Raw genomic sequence first — 21,108 nt, 5'->3', positions numbered from 1 at the left:
GATTCAGCTAGCATTTTCCGGACAAAAATCTTGCTGATTTGTTTTATGCATGTAAAAAATTGGTTAACTGAAATGGCGTTTTAAGCAGAAGCTTGCCGAACATCTTAACAAAAAGCACTGCGTTTAACGCGTTTTTTTCACCTCCAATGGCCTGACCATTAGGCCTTTAAAGCACCTTTTAGGGAGAATTGTTATGAACCTGGCCGGGAAAAAAGTTCTGATCACCGCCGCCGGACAAGGCATCGGTTTCAACACTGCCACGCTGTTTGCCCGTGAAGGCGCAGAGGTGATTGCCACCGACATCAACATCGACGCATTACACAATATTCCCGGCATCACCCCGCGTCTGCTTGATGTGACCGACCCGCAGGCGATTGCTGCGCTGGCAGAAGAAACCGGCGCGCTCGATGTGCTGTTCAACTGCGCCGGCGTGGTGCACAGCGGCGATATCCTGACCTGCACCGAACGCGAATGGCAGTTTGCGCTCGATCTTAACGTCACCGCGATGTTCCGCATGATCCGCGCTTTTCTGCCCGCCATGCTTGAGCGCAACCACGGTTCAGTGATCAATATGTCTTCCGTCGCCTCCAGCATCAAAGGTGTGCCGAACCGCTTTGCTTACAGCGCTTCAAAAGCGGCCGTGATTGGTCTGACCCGTTCTGTTGCAGCGGATTACGTCACCCGCGGCATTCGCTGTAACGCGATTTGTCCGGGCACGGTGGAATCGCCGTCCCTGCGTCAGCGCATCGCGGCACAGGCAAAAGCCGAAGGGCGCAGCGAAGCCGAGGTGTACGCGGCGTTTGTTTCCCGCCAGCCGATCGGGCGCATCGGTAAAACCGAAGAAATCGCCCAGCTTGCGCTGTATCTGGCTTCCGACGCCAGTTCATACACCACCGGCACGGTTCAAATTATTGACGGCGGCTGGAGCAACTGACACGCCAGCGGCTTTAAACATTTGATTTTCACCGATCTGACTTTCACAGAAGGACACTGACCCATGAAATTATTACGTTACGGCAACGCAGGTTCTGAGCGCCCCGGCCTGCTGGATGACAACGGCACGTTGCGGGATCTCAGCGCACATATTGCCGACATCAGCGGCGAATTTCTGCAGCCTGAAACGCTGGATAAACTGCGCCAGCTCGATCCGCACACGCTGCCACTGGTCGGCGGTGAACCACGTCTGGGTGCCTGTGTCGGCAAGGTGGGGAAATTTATCTGTATCGGCCTCAATTACGCCGACCACGCCGCCGAAACTGGCGCGGAGATCCCGAAAGAACCGGTGGTTTTCAGCAAATGGACCAGCGCGATGGTCGGGCCAAATGACGACGTGGAGATCCCGCGTGATTCTGTCAAAACCGACTGGGAAGTGGAACTCGGTGTGGTGATCGGCACCGGCGGGCGCTATATCAGCGAAGCCGATGCGATGTCGCACGTCGCCGGTTACTGCGTGATTAACGATGTCTCTGAGCGCGAATTCCAGATTGAACGCGGCGGCACCTGGGACAAAGGTAAAGGTTGCGACACATTCGGCCCGACCGGTCCGTGGCTGGTGACAGCGGATGAAATCCCTGACCCGCACCAGTTGAATCTGTGGCTGGAAGTTGACGGCAAGCGCTGGCAGAACGGCAATACGCGCACCATGATTTTCCAGATCCCCGAAATCATCAGTTATCTCAGCCGCTTCATGAGCCTGCAACCCGGTGACATCATTTCTACCGGCACACCGCCGGGCGTCGGACTGGGGCAAAAACCGCCGGTGTACCTGAAAGCCGGTCAGGTGATGCGGCTTGGGATTGAAGGTTTGGGTGAGCAGCGCCAGAAGACAGTGCAGGCATAACCCTTTACAGCTAAAGGAATTTTGCGATGACAACGATTACCGCTTTACGTGTTGAAGATGTGCGTTTCCCGACCTCGCTGGCGCTGGACGGTTCGGATGCCATGAACCCGGATCCGGATTATTCCGCCGCGTATGTGATTTTAGACACTGACACTCAGGCGCTGAAAGGCCACGGCCTGACCTTCACCATCGGGCGCGGCAATGAAATCTGCTGTGCGGCGATTAAAGCGCTGGAACATCTGATCGTGGGCCGCGAACTGGCGGACATTACCGCCGATATGGGCCAGTTCTGGCGCGATTTCACCAGCGACAGCCAGTTGCGCTGGATTGGTCCTGACAAAGGCGCAATCCACCTGGCGACCGGCGCGGTGGTTAACGCGGTGTGGGATTTATGGAGCAAAGCCGCCGGTAAACCGCTGTGGAAACTGGTCGCCGATATGTCACCGGAAGAGCTGGTGCGCTGCATCGATTTTCGTTACATCACTGACTGCATCACGCCGCAGGAAGCGCTGGCCTTATTGCAGCAACGTGCCGACAACAAACCCCGGCGCACGGAGAAACTGCTGGCGGAAGGCTACCCGTGCTACACCACGTCAGCGGGCTGGCTCGGCTATCCCGACGATAAACTTCGCCGTTTATGTCAGGAAGCGGTCGACGCCGGTTTCGATTATCTGAAACTAAAAGTCGGGCGCGACCTGGAAGACGACATCCGCCGTGTGCGCATCGCCCGCGAGGTGATCGGCCCGGACCGCAAACTGATGATCGACGCCAATCAGGTATGGGAAACCAACGACGCCATCCCCTGGGTGAACGCCCTCGCCTTTGCCAACCCCTGGTTTATCGAAGAACCGACCAGCCCGGACGACATCGAAGGCCACCGCAAAATCCGTCAGGGTGTTGCACCGGTTAAAGTCGCCACCGGCGAAATGTGCCAGAACCGCATCATGTTTAAGCAGTTCATTATGCGCGAAGCCATCGACGTGGTGCAGATTGATGCCTGCCGCATGGGCGGCGTCAACGAAGTGCTGGCGGTGATGCTGATGGCGGCCAAATACAATCTGCCGGTGTGTCCGCACGCGGGCGGCGTCGGGTTATGCGAATACGTGCAGCATCTGTCGATGATTGATTATCTGTGCATCGCAGGTACGCACGAAGGCCGCGTCATCGAATACGTTGACCATCTTCACGAGCATTTTGTGCATCCGTGCGACGTCCGGGGCGCGGCCTATATGCCGCCGCAGGCACCGGGATTCTCCATTGAGATGCATCAGGCGTCGATCGAAAGATACCGCCATCACGCCTGACCTTAATGATCGAAAAGCAGCAAGGAGAACGCCGATGATGCGAATCGACAGCCACCAGCATTTCTGGCGCTACATCCCGCAGGATTATCGCTGGATAGGCGATGACATGGCGGTGCTGAAACAGGATTTATTGCCGGAGATATTGCGGCCTGCGTTACAACGTCACGATATTCAGGGCACGGTTCTGGTTCAGGCCTGTTCCTCTGTGCAGGAAACCCGCTGGCTGCTGGAGATCGCAGAGCAAACCGACTTTGTGCATGCCGTGACCGGCTGGGTGGATCTGTCGTCACCCGCGCTGCAACGGGATCTGGAGGCTATTTCACACCCGCTGCTGCGCGGCTTTCGTCATCAGGTTCAGGACGAGTCTTCACCTGCGCAGTGGCTGGAAAATCCGACCATCAATGCGGGTATTCGCCAGATTCAGCGGCAGGACTATGTCTATGAAATTCTGGTGACACACCGCCATCTGCGCGATGCCGTGCAGTTCGCGGCAAAGCATGACGGGCATTTTCTGGTGCTCGATCACTTCGGCAAGCCGGATCTCAGCCGGGGTGCAGCGTACTGGAAGCAGCAGATTGCACCGCTGGCGGGGTTAAAACACGTCAGTTGCAAGCTCTCGGGGTTGCTGACCGAGCCGCGTCCGGCAGGTATGCCAGCCCGCGATCTGTTGCCGTATTTCGATGCCGCACTGGACGTTTTCGGTGCCGGACGCCTGATGTTTGGTTCCGACTGGCCGGTGTGTTTACTGGCAGACGGGGATGAAAATCCGTGGGATTTATGTGAACAGGCCACGGCCGCACTCAGTTCTGACGAGCAGGCAGCCATTTATGGCGGCAATGCCTGCACGATTTATCGATTACAGCCTTTACCGATTACAGGAAATGACTGATGAATCTGCATCTGCAAAATAAAGTGGTGATGGTCACCGGTGGCGGTTCCGGTATCGGCGCGGCGATTTCGCTGACGCTGGCGGAAGAAGGCGCGGTTCCGGTGATCATCAGCAATACCGAACCGGCCAATGAACTGATGCATAAACTGCAACAGCTTTCGCCACAGGCCAGTTTTGTACTGACTGAACTGCGCGACGAAGCCAGTTGCAAGGCAGCGGTGAATGAGGTGCTTACCCGCTACGGCAGCATCGACGGGCTGGTGAACAATGCCGGTGCCAACGACAGCGTCGGGCTGGATGCCGGTCGCGAAGCCTTTGTGCAATCGCTCGAGCAGAATCTGATCCACTATTACCTGATGGCGCACCTGAGCCTGAACGCCCTGCGCGCCAGCCGGGGAGCTATCGTCAATATCAGCTCGAAAACCGCACTCACCGGACAAGGCAACACCAGCGGTTACGCTTCGGCCAAAGGCGGCATTCTGGCGCTGACCCGCGAATGGGCAGCGGCGCTGCTCGGCGACGGTATCCGCGTGAACGCGGTGATCCCGGCGGAAGTCATGACGCCGCTGTACGAACGCTGGATCAAAAGCTTCGACCATCCCGAAGAAAAGCTGCAACAAATCACTTCGCATATTCCGCTGGGACAGCGTATGACCACGCCGCAGGAAATCGCCAACACCGTGGTGTTCCTGCTGTCTTCCCGCGCCTCGCACACCACCGGCCAGTGGCTGACCGTGGACGGCGGTTATATGCATCTCGACCGGGCCTTAACATGAAACGCCGCTATTGTCAGGCGCTGGATCTGGCGGACGATCCTGTGCTTATCGAAGAATATCAGCGTTATCACCGCGAAATCTGGCCGGTAATTACCGCACATCTGCGCCGTTATGGCATCGCAGACATGGAAATTTACCGGCTGGGCAACCGCCTGATGATGGTGATGGAAACCACGGAAGATTTTGACAGCGGACTGTTCGAACGCCGCAGTCTGGAGGATCCGAAAGTCTGCGAATGGGAAGCCCTGATGTGGAAGTATCAGCGCCCTACGCCGTGGACGCCCGCCGGTGAAAAGTGGGTGGAAATGGAGAAGATTTTTTCGCTGGCTGATCAGAAATAGCTATACATCTCCCTGCTATGAGGGAGAAACCGTTTTTCACGTTATCTGACATAAAAAATCAGCCACCTGAGCTGAACCCCTACATGCGTCACCAGATACTGAGGAATACAACATGCTCGCCGATAAAACTGCCGCGCCCGCTTATGCGCAGCGCAAAACGACGTCCGGTTTCCGACTGGCGTTCATACTGGTCACCACGCTGTTTTTCCTGTGGGGTTTATCCTACGGGCTGCTGGATGTCCTGAATAAGCATTTCCAGGACGTGTTGCACGTCAATAAAGCCCAGTCCGGTCTGCTACAGGCCGCCTATTTCGGGGCGTATTTTATCATCGCCCTGCCCGCCGGTTTCTTCATGGACAGGTTCGGTTATAAAGCCGGGATCCTGGTGGGTCTGTGTCTGTATGCCCTGGGCGCACTGTTGTTCGTGCCCGCCGCCTCCGCAGGCAGCTTCGGCATGTTCCTGTTCGCATTGTTCGTGATTGCCCTCGGCCTGGGCTGTCTCGAAACCGCCGCTAACCCGTTCGCTACCGTTCTCGGCGATCCGGCCGGAGCCGAACGCCGCCTGAACCTTTCTCAGTCCTTCAACGGTTTAGGTCAGTTCATCGGCCCGATCATCGGTGGTTCACTGTTCTTCTCCGCCACACAAGGCACCACGACGGACGGATTGTCCTCGGTGAAAACCACTTACGTCGCCATCGCCGTGTTAGTGCTGCTGATTGCCTTCCTGTTCGGACGCACAAAATTGCCGGACATCCGCGAGCAAAGCGCTCCGGAAGATCACGGTATCGAGAAAGGATTGTGGCAGCACGGCCATTTCACCGGCGGCGTCATCGCACAATTCTTCTACGTCGCGGCACAGGTTGGCGTCGGTGCCTTCTTCATTAACTACACCACCGAACACTGGCACACGCTGTCGAACCAGAACGCGTCGTATCTGCTGTCTGTCGGCATGATCAGCTTTATGGTCGGGCGTTTCTTCAGCACCTGGCTGATGGGCTTTGTCCGCCCGGCCACGCTGCTGGTGGTCTACGCCATCATCAATATTGTGCTGTGCGGCGTGGTGGTGGCCGGTATTGATAATGTGTCGGTGATTGCGCTGGTGGCGATTTTCTTCTTCATGTCGATCATGTTCCCGACCATTTTCGCGATGGGCGTCAAGAACATGGGCAAACAAACCAAACGCGCCAGCTCGGTGATGATCATGGCGATTGTCGGTGGCGCGGTGATGCCGTATCTGATGGGCGCGATTGCCGACCACTACAACACCGCCGTTTCTTACGCCCTGCCGATGGTATGTTTCGCCGTGGTGCTGATTTATGCCGTGAAACAGCGGGCGAAAGCAGCGATCTGAGAACGTTGTCATACAAAACAATCTGACAGCTCCCCCTCACCACACAGCCCCTCCTTAATACCCTTCGGGTGTCGGGGAGGGGTTGCAACCCTGCAAACCGCGTCATGAGTTTTAACATTCCTGTCATCCCTGATAGAAAAATCCTGTTTATACTTCATCGCGTATAAAGCTGGTTAATAACGCTGAAGGGTAAAAAAATGTCGATTCGTTCATTGCAGGCACTGTGTTTAACCAGTTTTTTTATTGCGGATGTTCGTGACGGGCTTGGGCCCTTTCTGGGGATCTTTCTGACACAACGCCACTGGCAGCCCGATGATATCGGCTTGCTGATGACCGCTGGCGGCGTGGCAGGGTTGCTGGCAACGCTCCCTGCGGGCTTCATGACTGATGCATCGAAAAACAAGCGGCTGATTCTGGCGCTGCTGTGCGTGCTGATCACCGGCACGACGCTGCTGCTCTGGCTCAGTCAGGCAAATGCCGTGGTGGCGTTTTCGCAGATCGTGAGCGGAATATGTGCTGCGTTTGTCGGTCCGCTGATCACCGGGATCACGCTGGGTCTGACCGGGCAAAAAGGCTTTAGCGCGCAGATGGGTAAAAATGAGGCGTTTAACCATGCCGGGAATTTTATCACCGCGCTGATTGCCGGAGGGATCGCCTGGTACTGGGGCATCGGCGGTATTTTCATTCTCATGACCTGCACGATGTTATTAACGCTCATTGCACTGACGGGCATCCGCCGCAGCGATATAGACGATGATGCCGCGCGAGGGCTGGAGTCTGGCGCATCCGCTCAGGTCCCCGATTTCTCGGTGCTGGCCCAAAATAAACCGCTGCTGATCACCGGTCTGACACTGTTGCTGTTTCATCTGGCCAATGCGGCGCTGTTGCCGATGCTCAGCATGAGAATCGCGGCAGCGCCCGGCTCCGTCAATCCCGGCCTGTACGCTGCAGCAACCGTGATTATTTCTCAGATGGTGATGATCCCGGTAGCAATCTGGACCGCCGGGCGCATCGACAGAGTCGGCTACTGGCGGCTGATTATGCTGGCGCTGCTGATCATGCCCGTCCGGGCAGCGCTGGCGGCGAGTTCTGCCGCCCCTTTAATGATGGTGCCGGTGCAAATACTTGATGGTTTCGCGGCTGGCGTACTGGGCGTGGTAGTGCCGAGCTTTATTGTGGTGCTGCTGCGCGGAAACGGTCATGTCAACGCGGGCCAAAGCGTGGTGATGCTGATGCAGGGCGTCGGCGCGGCCATGAGCCCGGCCCTGACGGGTATGATTGCAGGGCATTACTCGTTCGCTACGGCGTTCAGCGTTCTGAGCGTTATCGCCCTGACGGGGCTGCTGATCTGGTGGCGATATGCCCCGTTACTTTCAACACAGTCTTGTATGGAGACAAGCTAAGTCGTCGGTCACGCGGGGCGAAGCAAGCATAAACATAGCCTGCGGGATCAGGCCAGACTCAAACCGAACAGGCGGCTCAGGGCAATTCTGCCGCTGTCGGTGACGCTCACTTCACGATAACCCTGCGTGCGGGATATCCACGCTTTTTGCAGAAAAAGCGTCATTAATGCCTGCCCCGCATCGCCTCCGAGATGGAAGCGTCTTTCGCTCCAGTCAAGGCAAGGGCAGCAAGCCTTGCGGCGCGGGCGCGGATTGAGCACCGCGCCCAGTCGTTGAAAATGGGCTTTCCCGGCCGGAGTCAGCGCGTTACCGTCCGCTTCAAGCCAGTTTTCCTGCAGCAGAAAATCGTAGATTTTTACCGCCAGCTCTCCGGCCAGATGGTCATAACAAGTTCGTGCATAACGCAGAACGACCGGCGTCCGCGACGCAAAAGTTTTGTGGTTATGCATGGAAACCCCCATCAGGTTTTCCAGCAATCCGGCGATATGGTGGCCCGCCAGGCTGTAATACCGGTGGCGCCCCTGCGTCAGGCAAATCACCAGCCCGTTGCTGAGCAGCCGGGTAAGATGACCGCTGGTTGTGGAGGCGGCGATGCCCGCCACCGCACTGAGTTCAGTCGCGGTCCACGCGCGTCCGTCCATCAGGGCACACAAAATACTGACCCTTGACGGGTCAGATATTGCTGAAGCCACCAGTGACATGGATTTTTCAAGAGACTCATCCGGCTCACTGTCGTATTCGGTTTGAAGAAAATTCATGCAGAAGGTATCGCCCAATGTTGAGTGACTTCAGCCGCCCGGATATCGTCATCCGTCAGCAGAATAAGCCGGTTATCGTGGTCGCTGTACTGTACCAGAATGTTAATGCCATTCCGGGCGAGTGTCTGGGCGATTTCGCCCAGCTCGCCCGGCTGTTTCTGGGGTAGTTTTCTTATCAGCGGGCGTGACAGCTTTCTCACGTCAAAGCCAGCATCAGTCAGAACCTGACGGGCTTTTTCACCGTCTTCTATCAGGAAATGCGCATGCCCCGCTTCTGCCGTGGAAAATACGCCGCCGCCCTCCAGCCCCACACCGTTCATGCCCAGAATACGGCCAAGGGAGGCCAGCGAACCGGGTGAATGGTCGAGGATCACGTGAATGTCATACATGCTGATGCGCTCCTTTACCGGAAGACTTGTCGGAAGAATAGTCACGAAATACACGGGCAACGCGTATTCTGTAGAATGAAAAAATCGACTGTTTACCCTCTTTCTGCGCGGCCAGATGCATCAGATTCTGTTTCCACCCTGCCACCGACTCTTCATCTTCCCACCATGATAATGAAAGGATTTTTCCGGGCGTGGTCAGGCTCTGGAATCTCTCAATGGAAATAAATCCCGGCGTGTCCGATAACAATGGTTTCAGTTCTGCCGCCAGTTCAAGGTACCGCTCACGCGCTTCGGGTACTGCATCTGCCTCAAAAAGTACTGCGATCATCGTTCTGCTCCCTCATGAATTTCGTTCAGCTTATTACCGGCAAAAATCAGATGCTTCGGTCCACACCGAAGTGTGTCTGTTCCCTGCGGGCAGGAACGGCATCCGGGGAGGCATGATCATGAATTTGTCTCATGTTCAGTGAATTTAAATCACTTTTTTTCACTCAATGACTCAGGCATAAAAGAGTCATCGCGATTCACTCTTAAAAATACGAAAACGACTGAAATAACGTAGATTTTTCAGCAGCCGGGACACCTGATAACAATGAATAAAAAACTGACATTTACCCTTAAAAGCATCCGTTTCGACGAGAATTATAACCCCTCGGAAAATACGCGTATTACCACCAATTTTGCCAATCTGGCAAGGGGTGAAAAACGCCAGGAAAACCTGCGCAACACCTTAGTGATGATCGATAATCGCTTCAATTCCCTGGCGAACTGGGATAATCCTAATAAAGACCGGTATTGTGTCGAACTCGATATTATTACTGCTCAGTTGAATATTGATGCTGAAGGCAAGGCCGACAGCTTCCCGGTGATTGAAATACTGAAAACAACTATCGTTGATAAAAAAACCCACCAACGCATTGCAGGCATTTTAGGAAATAACTTTTCCTCCTATGTGCGTGATTATGACTTTAGCGTTTTACTGCCAGAGCATAATAAGGATCAACCTGAATTTAGCCTGCCGGATAATTTTGGCGAATTACATGGGAATATATTCAAACAATTTTTAAAATCAGAGACTTACAAAGATAATTTCACTAAAACACCGGTTATCTGCCTGAGTGTTTCCAGCAAAAACACTTACTATCGCACGGGAAATAAACACCCTGTATTAGGCGTTGAATATCAGCAGGATGAACTCTCCCTGACTGATGAATATTTCGCAAAAATGGGATTACGGGCGCGGTATTTTATGCCTGAAAACAGCGTTGCACCTCTGGCATTTTATTTTTCTGGCGATTTGCTCAGTGATTACACTAATCTTGAGCTTATCAGCACCATCAGCACGATGGAGACTTTTCAGAAGATTTATCGCCCTGAGATTTACAATGCTAATTCTGCGGCAGGATTACAGTATCAACCCAGCCTGAATTACCAGGATTATTCTTTAACCCGTATTGTTTATGACCGGGAAGAACGTGGCCATCTGGCTATTGAGCAGGGGAAGTTTACTGAAGAATGCTTCATCAAACCTTACCAAACTGTTCTTGAACAATGGTCTGCCCATTCCGCTCTCTGATTAACCATAAAAAATATAAGGTCACCTGTGTATGAAAAAATTATTACCGACATCGACTGCGGGCAGTTTGCCTAAACCTTCGTGGCTGGCACAACCTGAGGTGCTCTGGTCCCCGTGGAAATTGCAAGATCAGGAATTAATTGACGGCAAAAAAGATGCCCTGCGTTTGTGTCTGGAAGATCAACAGCAGGCTGGTATCGATATTGTCAGTGACGGCGAGCAAACGCGTCAGCATTTTGTCACGACCTTTATTGAGCATCTCGAGGGCGTTGATTTCGAGAAACGTGAGACGGTTAAGATCCGTAATCGCTATGAAGCGAGTGTGCCGACAGTTGTTGGCCCGGTGAGTCGCAAAAAGGCCGTTTTTGTTGAAGATGCGAAGTTTTTGCGCCAGCAAACCACACAACCGATCAAATGGGCTCTTCCTGGGCCGATGACGATGATCGATACGCTTTATGACAACCACTATAAAAGTCGCGAGAAACTCGCCTGGGAATTTGCCAAAATTCTCAATGAAGAAGCCAAAGAATTAGAGGCTGCTGGCGTCGATATCATCCAGTTTGACGAACCGGCCTTTAACGTGTTCTTTGATGAAGTGAATGACTGGGGCATTGCCACGTTAGAAAGAGCCATCGAAGGGCTGAAATGTGAAACGGCTGTGCACATTTGCTACGGCTATGGCATCAAAGCCAATACCGACTGGAAAAAAACGCTGGGCACAGAGTGGAGACAATACGAAGAGATTTTCCCCAAACTGCAAAAATCTAATATCGATATCATTTCACTGGAATGTCATCACTCGCATGTTCCGATGGAACTGATGGAGCTTATCCGCGGTAAAAAGGTGATGGTGGGTGCCATAGACGTGGCGACCAATACCATTGAAACCCCGGAAGAAGTCGCCGCAACGCTGCGTAAAGCGCTGCAGTTTGTAGACGCCGATAAACTCTATCCTTGCACCAACTGCGGCATGATTCCTTTACCCCGTGGCGTCGCCAGAGGCAAGCTGGATGCATTAAGTGCAGGCGCAGAAATTGTCCGCAAAGAACTGCTGGCTAAATAACGTCGCCAAATAGCCGATCACTTAAAAAGAATTTTGTCTGGGTTGCGCGATCATTTCGATCGCCAACTATCCGGAAACCCGCCTGAGGTGTAAGCAGCCCCGTTTTACGCCTGTTTGTTGTTTTGCCCGTGCGCTTTTTTACCCCTGTCACGGACGAAACTATTCCGATAAAGCGCGTAGCCGCGTTATGCCTTATAAGGCTGCGCGGCAATATCAATATCGATGTTAATCGTGTCACCGACCAACGACAGCAGACTGTCCATCGCGAAAGCAGAGCGGGAAATCGCCGTGTGTGCGTGCAGAATCAGGGACTTCGCGCTGGCGTCATTCATAACAGCATCCAGCACAACCGGTCTTTGGATATTTTTGATAGTCAGCATGCCAAAAATCTTAAATTGCCCATTTCCCGACTGCGTGACTTTTTGACTGGTGAACGTGACCCAGGGATAACGGTTTTCATCAAAGAACATACTGCTCTTTAACTGATGCGTCAGCAGCAGGTTCGAAGCCTCCAGCGAGGAAACCGGAATTCTGACATCTATATGATTCTGCATGTTTTGCTGATGATCTAAAAAAGCATCGCCGGATACCTGCGATAAATTCGCCTGCGAGGGATGTGTGCTGAGCATGACCCACGACAACGTAATGGTTGTGCGATCTGCGTTGATAACATAATGCTCCGGGGTGCCGGAGAAAGATAAAGATGCATAACCCATTGATAAAATAAATAAAAACACTCGCAGCATGAGGGGTTCTCCAGAGGTTGACTCTGAGTAAACGTTTCAGCTGTTGTTTCTATTCGGTTGAAATCAGTATTAAGGCAAAAGCAGTGATGCACTGAGCATATCCTGCCCCGCCCCCATCAAATCCGAACGGAGCGCTTCCACCACTTCAGGGTCGAGCCCGCCGCGCGCTGCGGTCTCCTGCATTATGATGAGGCTTTTTTCCGGCGAATATGCCGGTTTGTAACAACGGGCTTCACGCAGCGCGGCATAGCAGTCGGCGACCGAAATAATGCGCGGCCCGAGATCGAGCTGTGCACCGCGCAGATGGAAGGGATATCCCTTGCCGTCCGGCCGTTCATGATGAAAGCTGGCCATCCGGGCGATGTCCTGCATGCCGGCAATCCGCGAAAGAATTTTCCAGGTGAACTGCGGGTGTATATGGATCTGGCGGCGTTCGAAATCCGTCAGAGGCTGCGCTTTGGTGAGCAAGGCGGCGGGGACAACCAGTTTACCTAAATCATGCAGCAAACCGGCGACGCGGATCCGCGCGACACCTTTTTTAGAAAACCCGTACATTTGCGCAAGCCTGGCGGCGATACCTGCCACCACAACAGAATGTTGTGCGGCTGAACGGCAATGCAGGTCAATGACGACAGCCAGCAGGGCAGACAGTTGCGTCATTTCCTTGTCACTTAACACACGGTCAGCAAAGGGTGAAAAGGACGCGGCTGTACTGATAAGCGTGGCGGAGGCGAATTCCGTCCAGAATTCCTTTTCCAGTCCAAGCTCGCGTAACGCCAGCATGTCGTCGAGCAGGTAACGGGATCCGATGGAATCACACAGGGTTTCGACCGCGCGCACCGGATAATGACCGCGTGGAAATTCATGCAATGCCAGTAAATCCAGATTATCGGCCAGATCCAGCAGGCGGTTTTCTGAATGCTGCCGGCCTCTTGCGACGATCAGACCCGCGCTGTCAGCCAGTAACGGGATATCCGCAAGTTGGCTGGCGCAATCGTGCGGAGCATGTGTCCCCCTGCTGATATCACGTAAAAGTGCAGCAATGAACAACCGCTGTTGTGCCAACAGACTGAACTGGCGCTGACGGGCAATATTCATCACGATATAAGCACGCCGCACACCACGATGTCCGTTTTCAGGGCTTAACAAGTCCAGCGCAGAAGAAAATCCGATAAGAAAATCCGTAAAGGTAACGTCCACGTAACCACTCCCACTCATTCAACAATGCGAGAAGGAAACCGGATTTCGGGATGACAGACAATTTAATTGCCCAAAGTGGGTATATATAGGTTTTTATTCCTTAATGGTATCTTTAACAGATATAATAATTGGCTTTTTTCCCTATGCTGGCTGAAGTTTTTACCTATACCTTTCACAGATTCTGATCGCGGAATGTAGACTGTATAATATTAATCTTAGCGGTGTGTAAATCCGAACGGGTTTGATGTGGCTTTACTTATTACTGTCAGGATCAGATGAAGTATCTCATTGATAAAGAAATAGAATTCAACTCAGACGATGGTACATTGCACTATCCTGCCAGCCAGGACGTGATCAAACTGACACTCCCGGCCGCACGGTTGCTGGAAGAATTTCTTTCATCTGAAGGGCGTGATCTGACGCGGGAATATCTGCTGGAAACAGTCTGGGACAAGCACGGCCTGCATGCTTCCGGCAATAATCTTAACCAGTACGTCAGTATTGTCCGCCGCAATCTGGCGCTGTTTGAATGCCACGAACTCATTATTACCCTCCCCAAAGTCGGTTTTAAACTGAATCCGGCGGTCAGTGTGCAACGCCTTGATGCGCCACCGCCTGCCGGGCAGGCACCGGCCTCCCCGCCTCCGCTCAGGGTGCAAACACCCGATTCAGTTTCTGCTCCGGTTAAACCTGCACGGCGTGCTCTTTTTATTCTGCTCTGCCTGCTGGTTCTGGTTAGCCTGTCTTTCGGCGCGTGGAAATACGACGACGCCACCAACGGAATGACCGAAATAAAACAGCCCGACACCGGCTGCGATATTATTTTCCTTAAAGATATTTCGGACGATGCCAAAACTGCGGTGCTGGAACGGGTCAGTCACACACTAAAAACCAATAATCTGACGTGCAACAAAACCAACGTGCTCATTTATAACAGTGAATTATCCTATTCATCTCAAAACAACGCCCGAACACTGCTGTCCTTATGCACCCGCGGTAATAATAATGAGATTATTTCGTGTGATAACTTCTATCACTATAAGTGGATCAAACCATGATCATGATTAAAAAGAAGTGGTTCTATGCCACCGTCGCAACTGTTTGCGTCATCGCAGCAACCGTTCTTTATTTATGGCCATCCAAAGATATTCCTACCTTAAAATGTAAAGCCTTCGGCAAAGTGAATATGGATATTGAGCAGGGTCAACTGGTTTTTTCTATTGTTGAAAGCCTGCAATTTTACGATAAAGACAAAGGTATTATTCAGTACGAAGGCTATGTAAAGTCGGCCAAAGCCAGTACCTATCTTGAGCGTACCGTCTATCTCAGTCATGGTGTCAAAGTGGATAATAAAACCTATCATTTCACCATTGACAAAGTGACGCCGTCACCTTTGGATAACACGCCAGATACTGATTTCGACCAGATGTGGCTGGAAAACACGGGCGATAATGCCTCACTCAACATTGGTGTTAAGAAGATACGGGACCAGGCGTATGTAGTAAGCAGTACCTATTCCCCGCAATTTGTTTGTGTCGCGTACTGAACACGCCCGCATTCTTCAGGTTATTCATCTTTAATAAAAGTAAAATTAAGAATAAAAACCTATTTATGTTGCAATCTGACATATAAATTGATGACGATGGCCGGAAGAGTGTTTTATAGCCACTCACTGACGGGTATCCGTCTGGCGGCAGAGTGGCAAAGACTGCTCAGCGCCGATCACTTAAAAAATAGGTAAACAAATGCGTACTAACACAATCAAACTGACTGTCGCTGGCAGTGCCATTGCGGTATTTATGGCTTTCTCTGGCCAGACTCAGGCTGTTGAACTGGGTGCAAAAGCGGGCACAAATTTCACTGAACTGAACGCCGGTATGGGCCGTCAGACATCCGGTCTTTATGTCGAGGGTAACTGGGCGAAGAACACTCAAAATGGCCGCCAGATTGGTGGCGTGAGCACCGGTTTTAATATTCCGGCAGGCCCGGCAATGATTAATCTGGGCGCGAAAGCGCTTTATATGCAGGGTTCTACTTCTGATAATGAAGGCGTGGCATTTCCCGTCGGCGGCGGTATTACCGTCCCCTTCACCGACAGTCTGGCATTTTATGCAGAGGGTTATGCAGCACCTGATGCATTAAGCAATCGTGTAAAATCTTATTCCGAAGCCGATGCCGGATTTAGCTGGATCCCGGTCGCACCATTAAAAGTAAAAGCCGGTTACCGCTATGTTGGCCTTGACGGCACTGCGGGAAATCCTAATGAACGCATTATTGATGGTGCGTATTTAGGCGCAGAGATGGATTTCTGATTTAACGTTTAATGTGCTGCAAAGAGTGCACATTGCATTGACCCGGAATGTGCACTCTCCTGTTATTTTTCAGGGCTGAAAAAATAAATCCGTTATTGTTTCACCAGTACCGGCTGTTCACGATATTCCGCCGGGAAATACTGCTTCAAATCTTTAATCTTCGGCAGATCGTTCACCACAATATACGGATAGTCCGGGTTATCGTTTAAAAAGTTCTGGTGATAAGCCTCAGCCGGATAAAAGTGCGCATTGCTTTCAACTTTGGTGACCAGCGGTTCGCTGTAACTGTGGCTGGCATTAAGCTGGGCGATGTACGCGTTCGCCACTTCCGCCTGCGCAGCGTTCATAGGAAAGACTGCTGACCGGTACTGACTGCCGGTATCCGGCCCCTGACGGTTTAACTCTGTCGGGTTATGCCCTACCGAGAAGAAGATGTGCAACAGTTCGCCATACGTTACTTGTGTCGGGTCGAAGGTCACTTTCACCGATTCCGCATGACCGGTCTCGCCGGTACTGACCTGCTCGTAACTGGCCGTTTGCGCCACACCGCCAGCATAACCGGACACCGCGCTGGTCACCCCTTTTACATGCTGAAACACCCCCTGAATCCCCCAGAAACAGCCACCGGCAAACAGCGCGGTTTCGCTGTGTGCAGTGCCTGCTGGCTCATCTTTTGCCGGTGCCGGGATCACGACCGCCGGTTCAGCGCCTCCGCCCCATGACCAGGCATTATTTTCGAACACGAACGCAGACGCCAGCATCAGCCCGGCGATCAGGCTGTAGTGGCGAAAGTTACGCCGGTTTTTCGATGCAATTTTCATAGTCAATTTCCTGCCAGATTAAGCTTTAGGGGTGAACGTCATCGCCAGCCCGTTCATGCAATAACGCAGACCGGTCGGCTGCGGACCGTCATCAAACACATGTCCCAGATGGCCGCCACACCGGCGGCAATGCACTTCATCGCGCACCATACCCAGCGAGGTGTCCCGGCTGGTTTGCGCCGCATCAGCAAGAGGTTGCCAGAAACTCGGCCAGCCGGTATGGCTGTCGAATTTGGTCGCTGAAGAGAAAAGAGCAAGGTTGCAGCCTGCGCAGGCAAACTCGCCCGCACGATGTTCGTTGTTTAACGGACTGGAATAAGGACGTTCGGTGCCTGCTTCGCGCAAAATACGGTACTGATCATCGCTGAGGCGCTGATGCCACTGGGCATCCGTCAGCATGATTTCGAATTTCGCAGGTTTTACCTGCGCGCCGGCATTGCGGGAAAACAGTGACGGGACCAGCCCCATCATGGCCGCGGCAGATACCGCGCCACTGCCCAGCAGGAAATTACGTCTGTTAATCATTTTTGCCACCGATCCGGTTGCTGTCGATGGCATCAGATTACAAGGGGAGGGATTACGGAATCCTCGCGGAGAGTTAACGGTTTTGTGATAACTCGATTTGCAGTTGCACTGCTGGCTGGAGTAAAGGCTGGAATGAGGTAGTTTCGGTTTCTCACGTGCGGTGATCGCTTAACGCGCTGCGCCGAAACCGCTGAGCGATCACAGCTATTGAGAAACCGAAACTGCCACCCTTCTGTTCTAAGCAGCCGCCCCGTTGCAGCGGCTATCTGCAACCCGATTACAAGATCGCCCGTGCAGCCGGGTCTGCACCTTCCCGCACAAACACAGGAATTTCACTCATTGGTGCAGCAACCGTGATCACCCTCCCCCCTTCATAGCGTTCGCCATTCAATGCCACCCACGTTTCTCCCGCCGGTAACCACACTTCCCGCTCGCGCTGACCGGCATACAACACCGGCGCAACCAGAATATCTGCGCCAAGCATGTACTGATCTTCCACCTGCCAGCTTTCAGCCTGACCCGGATACTGATAGAACAGGGTGCGCATCGCCGGATCGCCATTTTCATGCGCTTCCTGCATCACGCGGCTGATGTAAGGGCGCAGTTTTTCGCGCAGGAATAACCCGCTTTTCATCAGCTGGTAATTCTCTTCGCCGTAACTCCAGACTTCATTGGGTGCGCCGCTGTTGCATTGCGCAATGCCGTCACGCCACGGTTCTGACGGCTGGATTTGCGGTTCGCGGTAGCCATGTAAACGCATCACCGGACAGAATACGCCCCACTGGAACCAGCGGATCAGCAACTCATGAAACGCCGGATCATTCACATTCCCCCCCTGGAAACCGCCGATATCCGTCGTCCACCAGGGAATGCCCGCCAGCCCCATATTCAGACCGGCGGCAATCTGATTACGCAGCGCGTGGAAGGAAGAATGGATGTCGCCCGACCACGCCAGCACGCCGTAACGCTGGCTGCCTGCCCAGGCGCAACGCACCAGATTCACGATCTCGTGCTCACCTTCCTGCTGTAAACCGTCGTGAAAACCTTGCGCGAATTTTTGCGGATAGATGTTGCCCACTTCCAGCACCGGCCCGAGATGATAGCGATAGTTATCAAAATCATAAGCGCGGTATTCCGGCTCGGCTTCGTCCAGCCAGAAGGTGCGGATGCCCAGATCGTAATAGTTCTGCTTCACCTTATCCCAGACAAACTGACGCGCGCCGGGATGTGTGGCATCAAAGAAGGTACAGTTGCCGAGAAAATCCAGATTCACCGACACACCGCGATCGGTATTGACCAGATAACCTTTGGATTTCATTTCCTTATAATTGTCGGTGCGGCTGTCTACCGTCGGCCAGACCGACACCATAGTTTCGATGCCCAGCGATTTAAGCTCCGCGACCATGGCTTTCGGATCCGGCCAGTCCACGGGGTCAAAACACCAGGTGCCCTGATTCGGCCAGTGGAAGAAGTCGATGACAATCACCGAAACCGGCAAATTGCGCCGCCTGTATTCACGCGCCACCTCCAGCACTTCCTGCTGCGTACGGTAGCGCAGTTTGCACTGCCAGAAACCAGTCGCGTATTCCGGCATTTGCGGCGCAGTGCCGGTCGCGCGGCCATACTGATGCAGGATGTCAGCGGGCGTGTCTCCGGCGGTGATCCAGTAATCCATCTGCTCCGTGACCTGCGCTTCCCAGCGGGTAATGTTTTTGCCGAATGTCGCTTCGCCAATCGCCGGATTGTTCCACAACATGCCGTAACCCAGGCTTGAAAGCATAAAGGGTACGCTGGCCTGCGAGTTACGCTGCGCCAGTTCCAGCGTGCAGCCTTTCAGATCCAGACAGCTCTGCTGGTACTGCCCCATGCCATAAATTTTCTCGTCCGGACGCGATTCAAAACGCACGGTTAATTGATGCTTGCCACCGGGAATGGCTTTAAATTCGCGGGCATCCATCTTCAGTGCACTGATGTATTTATCCTGACTCTTTTCCGTTGCGCCAATGCCCACAGTCGAACGCTGACGCCAGTACTCTTCGAGGATCAGTTCACCACGCAGGTTATAAAACGCCAGTTGCCCTTTGATATTCACCGTCGCGGTGATGTTACCGTTGCGCAGCGTCAGGGTTTCTGTGCTATGACTGATGTCTGCTTGTGGCTGAGTGTCCGCGGGCAGCAGCGCCCACAACGAATCATTGAGTTCAGGACGGCAGGTGGCGCGCACGCGCAGGCTGTTCTCGCCCCAGGGTTCAATCACCAGCGTTTGCTGATCAAAATGCCAGAGGATACGGTTCTTTTCGGCGATTAATTCGCTCATGCGGACTCCTGTGTATGCAAGGTGGCCTGAGGTTCAGGCTCATGTTCCCGGGAAATTTTTGACTGATTGATTTGTTTCATGGTGGCGTCATTAAGCTTGTACCAGCGCATCGACAGCGCGCTGAACATTGACAGCACGCCCGGCACCAGCGAGAACAGCGCGATAATCGACAGCATCGCGACAGTATTCTGCTGTGCGGCATGCGGCACGTAACCGCTCATGCCCAGTGTCCAGCCGACCACCGCCCCGCTCACCGCCATCCCCATTTTGAGGATCGCCAGCAAGGTGGAAAACACGGTGCCATCCATGCGTTTGCCCTGTTTGTATTCGCCGTAATCCACCACATCAGACATCATCACCCACATCAGCGTGGTGGTGACCTGATAGAAGGTGGAGACCAGCAAGGTCATGCCCACCAGCAGGGAAATCCACGCCGGAACGAAGAAAATCGCCGCGCTCAGCGCACCGGTCAGAATGGCGCACAGTGTGAAGGCCGCGAGTTTGCTGCGGTTGCGGGTCAGCGGTTTAACCAGCAGACTGCCGAGACTTTTGCCGACAATGTGTGCCGCCAGCAGCCACATAAAGTAGCTGGCATTGCCGAGATAATAAGTGACGTAATACATCATTGCGCCGAGACGCACCACGCCGAAGGAGATGTTGAAGAAGATCAGCGCTGCCACCACCCGCCACTGATCGTTACGCACTAAGTCACGTAAATCGGAGAGAAAATTCTCATGTGTCGGCGGCGCGCTGATACGTTCTTTCGTATTGAGAAAACACAGCAGGAACATCACCACGGCAATCGACGCCATGATCGCCATCGCGCCAAAATAGCCGTCGAGTTTATTGCCACCGCCCATCATTTCCGCCAGCGGCATCATCAGGAATGTGGACATCGCGCCGCCCAGCGTAGCGAGGAAGAACCGATAGGATTGCAGGGAAATACGCTGGGTATTATCCGGCGTAATGATCGCGCCCATCGAGCAATAGGGAATGTTAATGGCGGTGTACATCAGCATCATCACGCAATAAGTGACGCTGGCGTACACCATTTTACCGCCCAGCGTCAGAGATTCCGGCACCGCGTAAACCAGTAAACAGCTTGCCCCGAAAGGTAACGCCAGCCAGAGAATATAAGGCCGGAATTTACCAAACCGGGTTTGTGTCCGGTCAGCGATCAGCCCCATCGCCGGATCCACAATCGCATCAGCGACGCGTGCAACAAGAAACATTGTCCCGACAAAGACTGCCGGTAATCCCACAACATCGGTGTAATAAAACGTCAAAAATATAATCACATTATCCAGACCAATATGGCTCGCCATATCCCCCAGACCGTAACTCACTTTTTCTTTTACGGATAACTTCGCAGTCATTTTTCGTCCTGCCTTTTGTAGGTTAAACACAAAAAAGTCAGTCCGTCCGTGGCCCGAGGACTTGTTATAGAATGGTTAAAAGCGAGTCACAATTACGAGATGTTATAAATTTCTTATGATT

Annotated in this window: 22 protein-coding genes; 13 read left to right on the top strand and 9 right to left on the bottom strand. The window is 53.2% G+C overall.

Going from position 1 to position 21,108, the window contains the following annotated elements:
* The first annotated feature begins 193 nt into the window (after positions 1–193).
* The 8 genes from DXU84_RS17705 (at position 194) to DXU84_RS17670 (ending at position 7,904) form a co-directional block, all read left to right on the top strand.
* Positions 194–934: an SDR family oxidoreductase gene (locus DXU84_RS17705; RefSeq protein ID WP_013577873.1), complete on the top strand. Its 741-nt coding sequence runs from the start codon at positions 194–196 to the stop codon at positions 932–934.
* A gap of 63 nt (positions 935–997) precedes the next feature.
* Positions 998–1,840 (top strand): fumarylacetoacetate hydrolase family protein, encoded by an 843-nt coding sequence (locus DXU84_RS17700; RefSeq protein ID WP_013577874.1) that lies wholly within the window; start codon positions 998–1,000, stop codon positions 1,838–1,840.
* A gap of 26 nt (positions 1,841–1,866) precedes the next feature.
* Positions 1,867–3,144 carry an L-fuconate dehydratase gene (locus tag DXU84_RS17695; protein WP_153376376.1) on the top strand — a complete coding sequence of 426 codons (1,278 nt, stop codon included), beginning with the start codon at positions 1,867–1,869 and terminating at the stop codon, positions 3,142–3,144.
* 34 nt (positions 3,145–3,178) lie between these two features.
* Entirely contained in the window at positions 3,179–4,033 is an 855-nt protein-coding gene (locus DXU84_RS17690) for an amidohydrolase (protein ID WP_121019825.1), read from the top strand.
* Complete coding sequence (locus DXU84_RS17685; RefSeq protein WP_013577877.1) at positions 4,033–4,809, top strand: SDR family oxidoreductase; 777 nt, start codon at positions 4,033–4,035, stop codon at positions 4,807–4,809. The genes DXU84_RS17690 and DXU84_RS17685 overlap by 1 nt, the downstream gene beginning before the upstream one ends.
* The gene (locus tag DXU84_RS17680; protein ID WP_153376374.1) at positions 4,806–5,150 is read left to right on the top strand and encodes an L-rhamnose mutarotase; all 345 of its coding nucleotides are present in this window, start codon (positions 4,806–4,808) and stop codon (positions 5,148–5,150) included. The genes DXU84_RS17685 and DXU84_RS17680 overlap by 4 nt, the downstream gene beginning before the upstream one ends.
* Positions 5,151–5,262: 112 nt before the next feature.
* A complete protein-coding gene (fucP, locus tag DXU84_RS17675; RefSeq protein ID WP_013577879.1) occupies positions 5,263–6,501 on the top strand; it encodes an L-fucose:H+ symporter permease in 1,239 nt (412 codons plus the stop codon).
* A 197-nt stretch (positions 6,502–6,698) separates the two neighbouring features.
* The gene (locus DXU84_RS17670; protein ID WP_112197588.1) at positions 6,699–7,904 is read left to right on the top strand and encodes an MFS transporter; all 1,206 of its coding nucleotides are present in this window, start codon (positions 6,699–6,701) and stop codon (positions 7,902–7,904) included.
* Between the two features lie 47 nt (positions 7,905–7,951).
* Here the strand turns inward: DXU84_RS17670 and DXU84_RS17665 are convergent, their stop codons facing one another.
* The 3 genes from DXU84_RS17665 to DXU84_RS17655 are packed head-to-tail and all read right to left on the bottom strand — an operon-like array spanning position 7,952 to position 9,379.
* Entirely contained in the window at positions 7,952–8,662 is a 711-nt protein-coding gene (locus DXU84_RS17665) for a helix-turn-helix transcriptional regulator (RefSeq protein ID WP_037033244.1), read from the bottom strand.
* On the bottom strand, positions 8,659–9,051 hold the full coding sequence (locus tag DXU84_RS17660) for an amino acid-binding protein (protein ID WP_153376372.1): 393 nt from the start codon (positions 9,049–9,051) through the stop codon (positions 8,659–8,661). The genes DXU84_RS17665 and DXU84_RS17660 overlap by 4 nt, the downstream gene beginning before the upstream one ends.
* Positions 9,044–9,379, bottom strand: coding sequence for an antibiotic biosynthesis monooxygenase (locus DXU84_RS17655; protein ID WP_013577883.1), 336 nt, complete (start codon positions 9,377–9,379; stop codon positions 9,044–9,046). The genes DXU84_RS17660 and DXU84_RS17655 overlap by 8 nt, the downstream gene beginning before the upstream one ends.
* Positions 9,380–9,643: 264 nt before the next feature.
* On the opposite strand from DXU84_RS17655, the gene DXU84_RS17650 reads away from it, so the two are divergent.
* Together DXU84_RS17650 and DXU84_RS17645 are read left to right on the top strand one after the other, a co-directional pair.
* The gene (locus DXU84_RS17650; RefSeq protein WP_013577884.1) at positions 9,644–10,627 is read left to right on the top strand and encodes a DUF1852 domain-containing protein; all 984 of its coding nucleotides are present in this window, start codon (positions 9,644–9,646) and stop codon (positions 10,625–10,627) included.
* 31 nt (positions 10,628–10,658) lie between these two features.
* The gene (locus DXU84_RS17645; RefSeq protein ID WP_013577885.1) at positions 10,659–11,690 is read left to right on the top strand and encodes a methionine synthase; all 1,032 of its coding nucleotides are present in this window, start codon (positions 10,659–10,661) and stop codon (positions 11,688–11,690) included.
* A gap of 185 nt (positions 11,691–11,875) precedes the next feature.
* On the opposite strand, the gene DXU84_RS17640 is transcribed toward DXU84_RS17645, so the two are convergent.
* Both DXU84_RS17640 and DXU84_RS17635 read right to left on the bottom strand, forming a co-directional pair.
* Positions 11,876–12,436, bottom strand: a complete 561-nt coding sequence (locus tag DXU84_RS17640) for a YceI family protein (RefSeq protein WP_014416557.1) — start codon at positions 12,434–12,436, stop codon at positions 11,876–11,878.
* Positions 12,437–12,505: 69 nt separating this feature from the next.
* Positions 12,506–13,636, bottom strand: coding sequence for an HD-GYP domain-containing protein (locus tag DXU84_RS17635; RefSeq protein ID WP_013577887.1), 1,131 nt, complete (start codon positions 13,634–13,636; stop codon positions 12,506–12,508).
* A gap of 275 nt (positions 13,637–13,911) precedes the next feature.
* On the opposite strand from DXU84_RS17635, the gene DXU84_RS17630 reads away from it, so the two are divergent.
* The 3 genes from DXU84_RS17630 to DXU84_RS17620 all read left to right on the top strand — a co-directional run bounded on the left by DXU84_RS17630 (position 13,912) and on the right by DXU84_RS17620 (position 15,948).
* Positions 13,912–14,694 carry a helix-turn-helix domain-containing protein gene (locus tag DXU84_RS17630; protein ID WP_153376368.1) on the top strand — a complete coding sequence of 261 codons (783 nt, stop codon included), beginning with the start codon at positions 13,912–13,914 and terminating at the stop codon, positions 14,692–14,694.
* Positions 14,691–15,182: a FidL-like protein gene (locus DXU84_RS17625; RefSeq protein ID WP_014416560.1), complete on the top strand. Its 492-nt coding sequence runs from the start codon at positions 14,691–14,693 to the stop codon at positions 15,180–15,182. The genes DXU84_RS17630 and DXU84_RS17625 overlap by 4 nt, the downstream gene beginning before the upstream one ends.
* 199 nt (positions 15,183–15,381) lie before the next feature.
* The gene (locus tag DXU84_RS17620; RefSeq protein ID WP_013577890.1) at positions 15,382–15,948 is read left to right on the top strand and encodes a YfaZ family outer membrane protein; all 567 of its coding nucleotides are present in this window, start codon (positions 15,382–15,384) and stop codon (positions 15,946–15,948) included.
* Positions 15,949–16,040: 92 nt separating this feature from the next.
* Here DXU84_RS17620 and msrA read toward each other — a convergent pair whose 3' ends face one another.
* The 4 genes from msrA to DXU84_RS17600 all read right to left on the bottom strand — a co-directional run bounded on the left by msrA (position 16,041) and on the right by DXU84_RS17600 (position 20,987).
* Positions 16,041–16,769, bottom strand: coding sequence for a peptide-methionine (S)-S-oxide reductase MsrA (msrA, locus tag DXU84_RS17615; RefSeq protein ID WP_013577891.1), 729 nt, complete (start codon positions 16,767–16,769; stop codon positions 16,041–16,043).
* Positions 16,770–16,787: 18 nt separating this feature from the next.
* Positions 16,788–17,294 (bottom strand): peptide-methionine (R)-S-oxide reductase MsrB, encoded by a 507-nt coding sequence (gene msrB / locus DXU84_RS17610; protein WP_037033124.1) that lies wholly within the window; start codon positions 17,292–17,294, stop codon positions 16,788–16,790.
* Positions 17,295–17,571: 277 nt separating this feature from the next.
* Positions 17,572–19,611: a TIM-barrel domain-containing protein gene (locus tag DXU84_RS17605; protein ID WP_153376366.1), complete on the bottom strand. Its 2,040-nt coding sequence runs from the start codon at positions 19,609–19,611 to the stop codon at positions 17,572–17,574.
* Positions 19,608–20,987 carry a glycoside-pentoside-hexuronide (GPH):cation symporter gene (locus DXU84_RS17600; protein WP_014416564.1) on the bottom strand — a complete coding sequence of 460 codons (1,380 nt, stop codon included), beginning with the start codon at positions 20,985–20,987 and terminating at the stop codon, positions 19,608–19,610. Before DXU84_RS17600 ends, DXU84_RS17605 begins: the two co-directional genes overlap by 4 nt.
* Between the last annotated feature and the right edge of the window lie 121 nt (positions 20,988–21,108).

The organism is Rahnella sp. RcJ3, assembly GCF_009498575.1.
In the GTDB taxonomy this organism is placed as follows: domain Bacteria; phylum Pseudomonadota; class Gammaproteobacteria; order Enterobacterales; family Enterobacteriaceae; genus Rahnella; species Rahnella aceris.
This window is presented reverse-complemented; position numbering and strand designations above follow the sequence as displayed.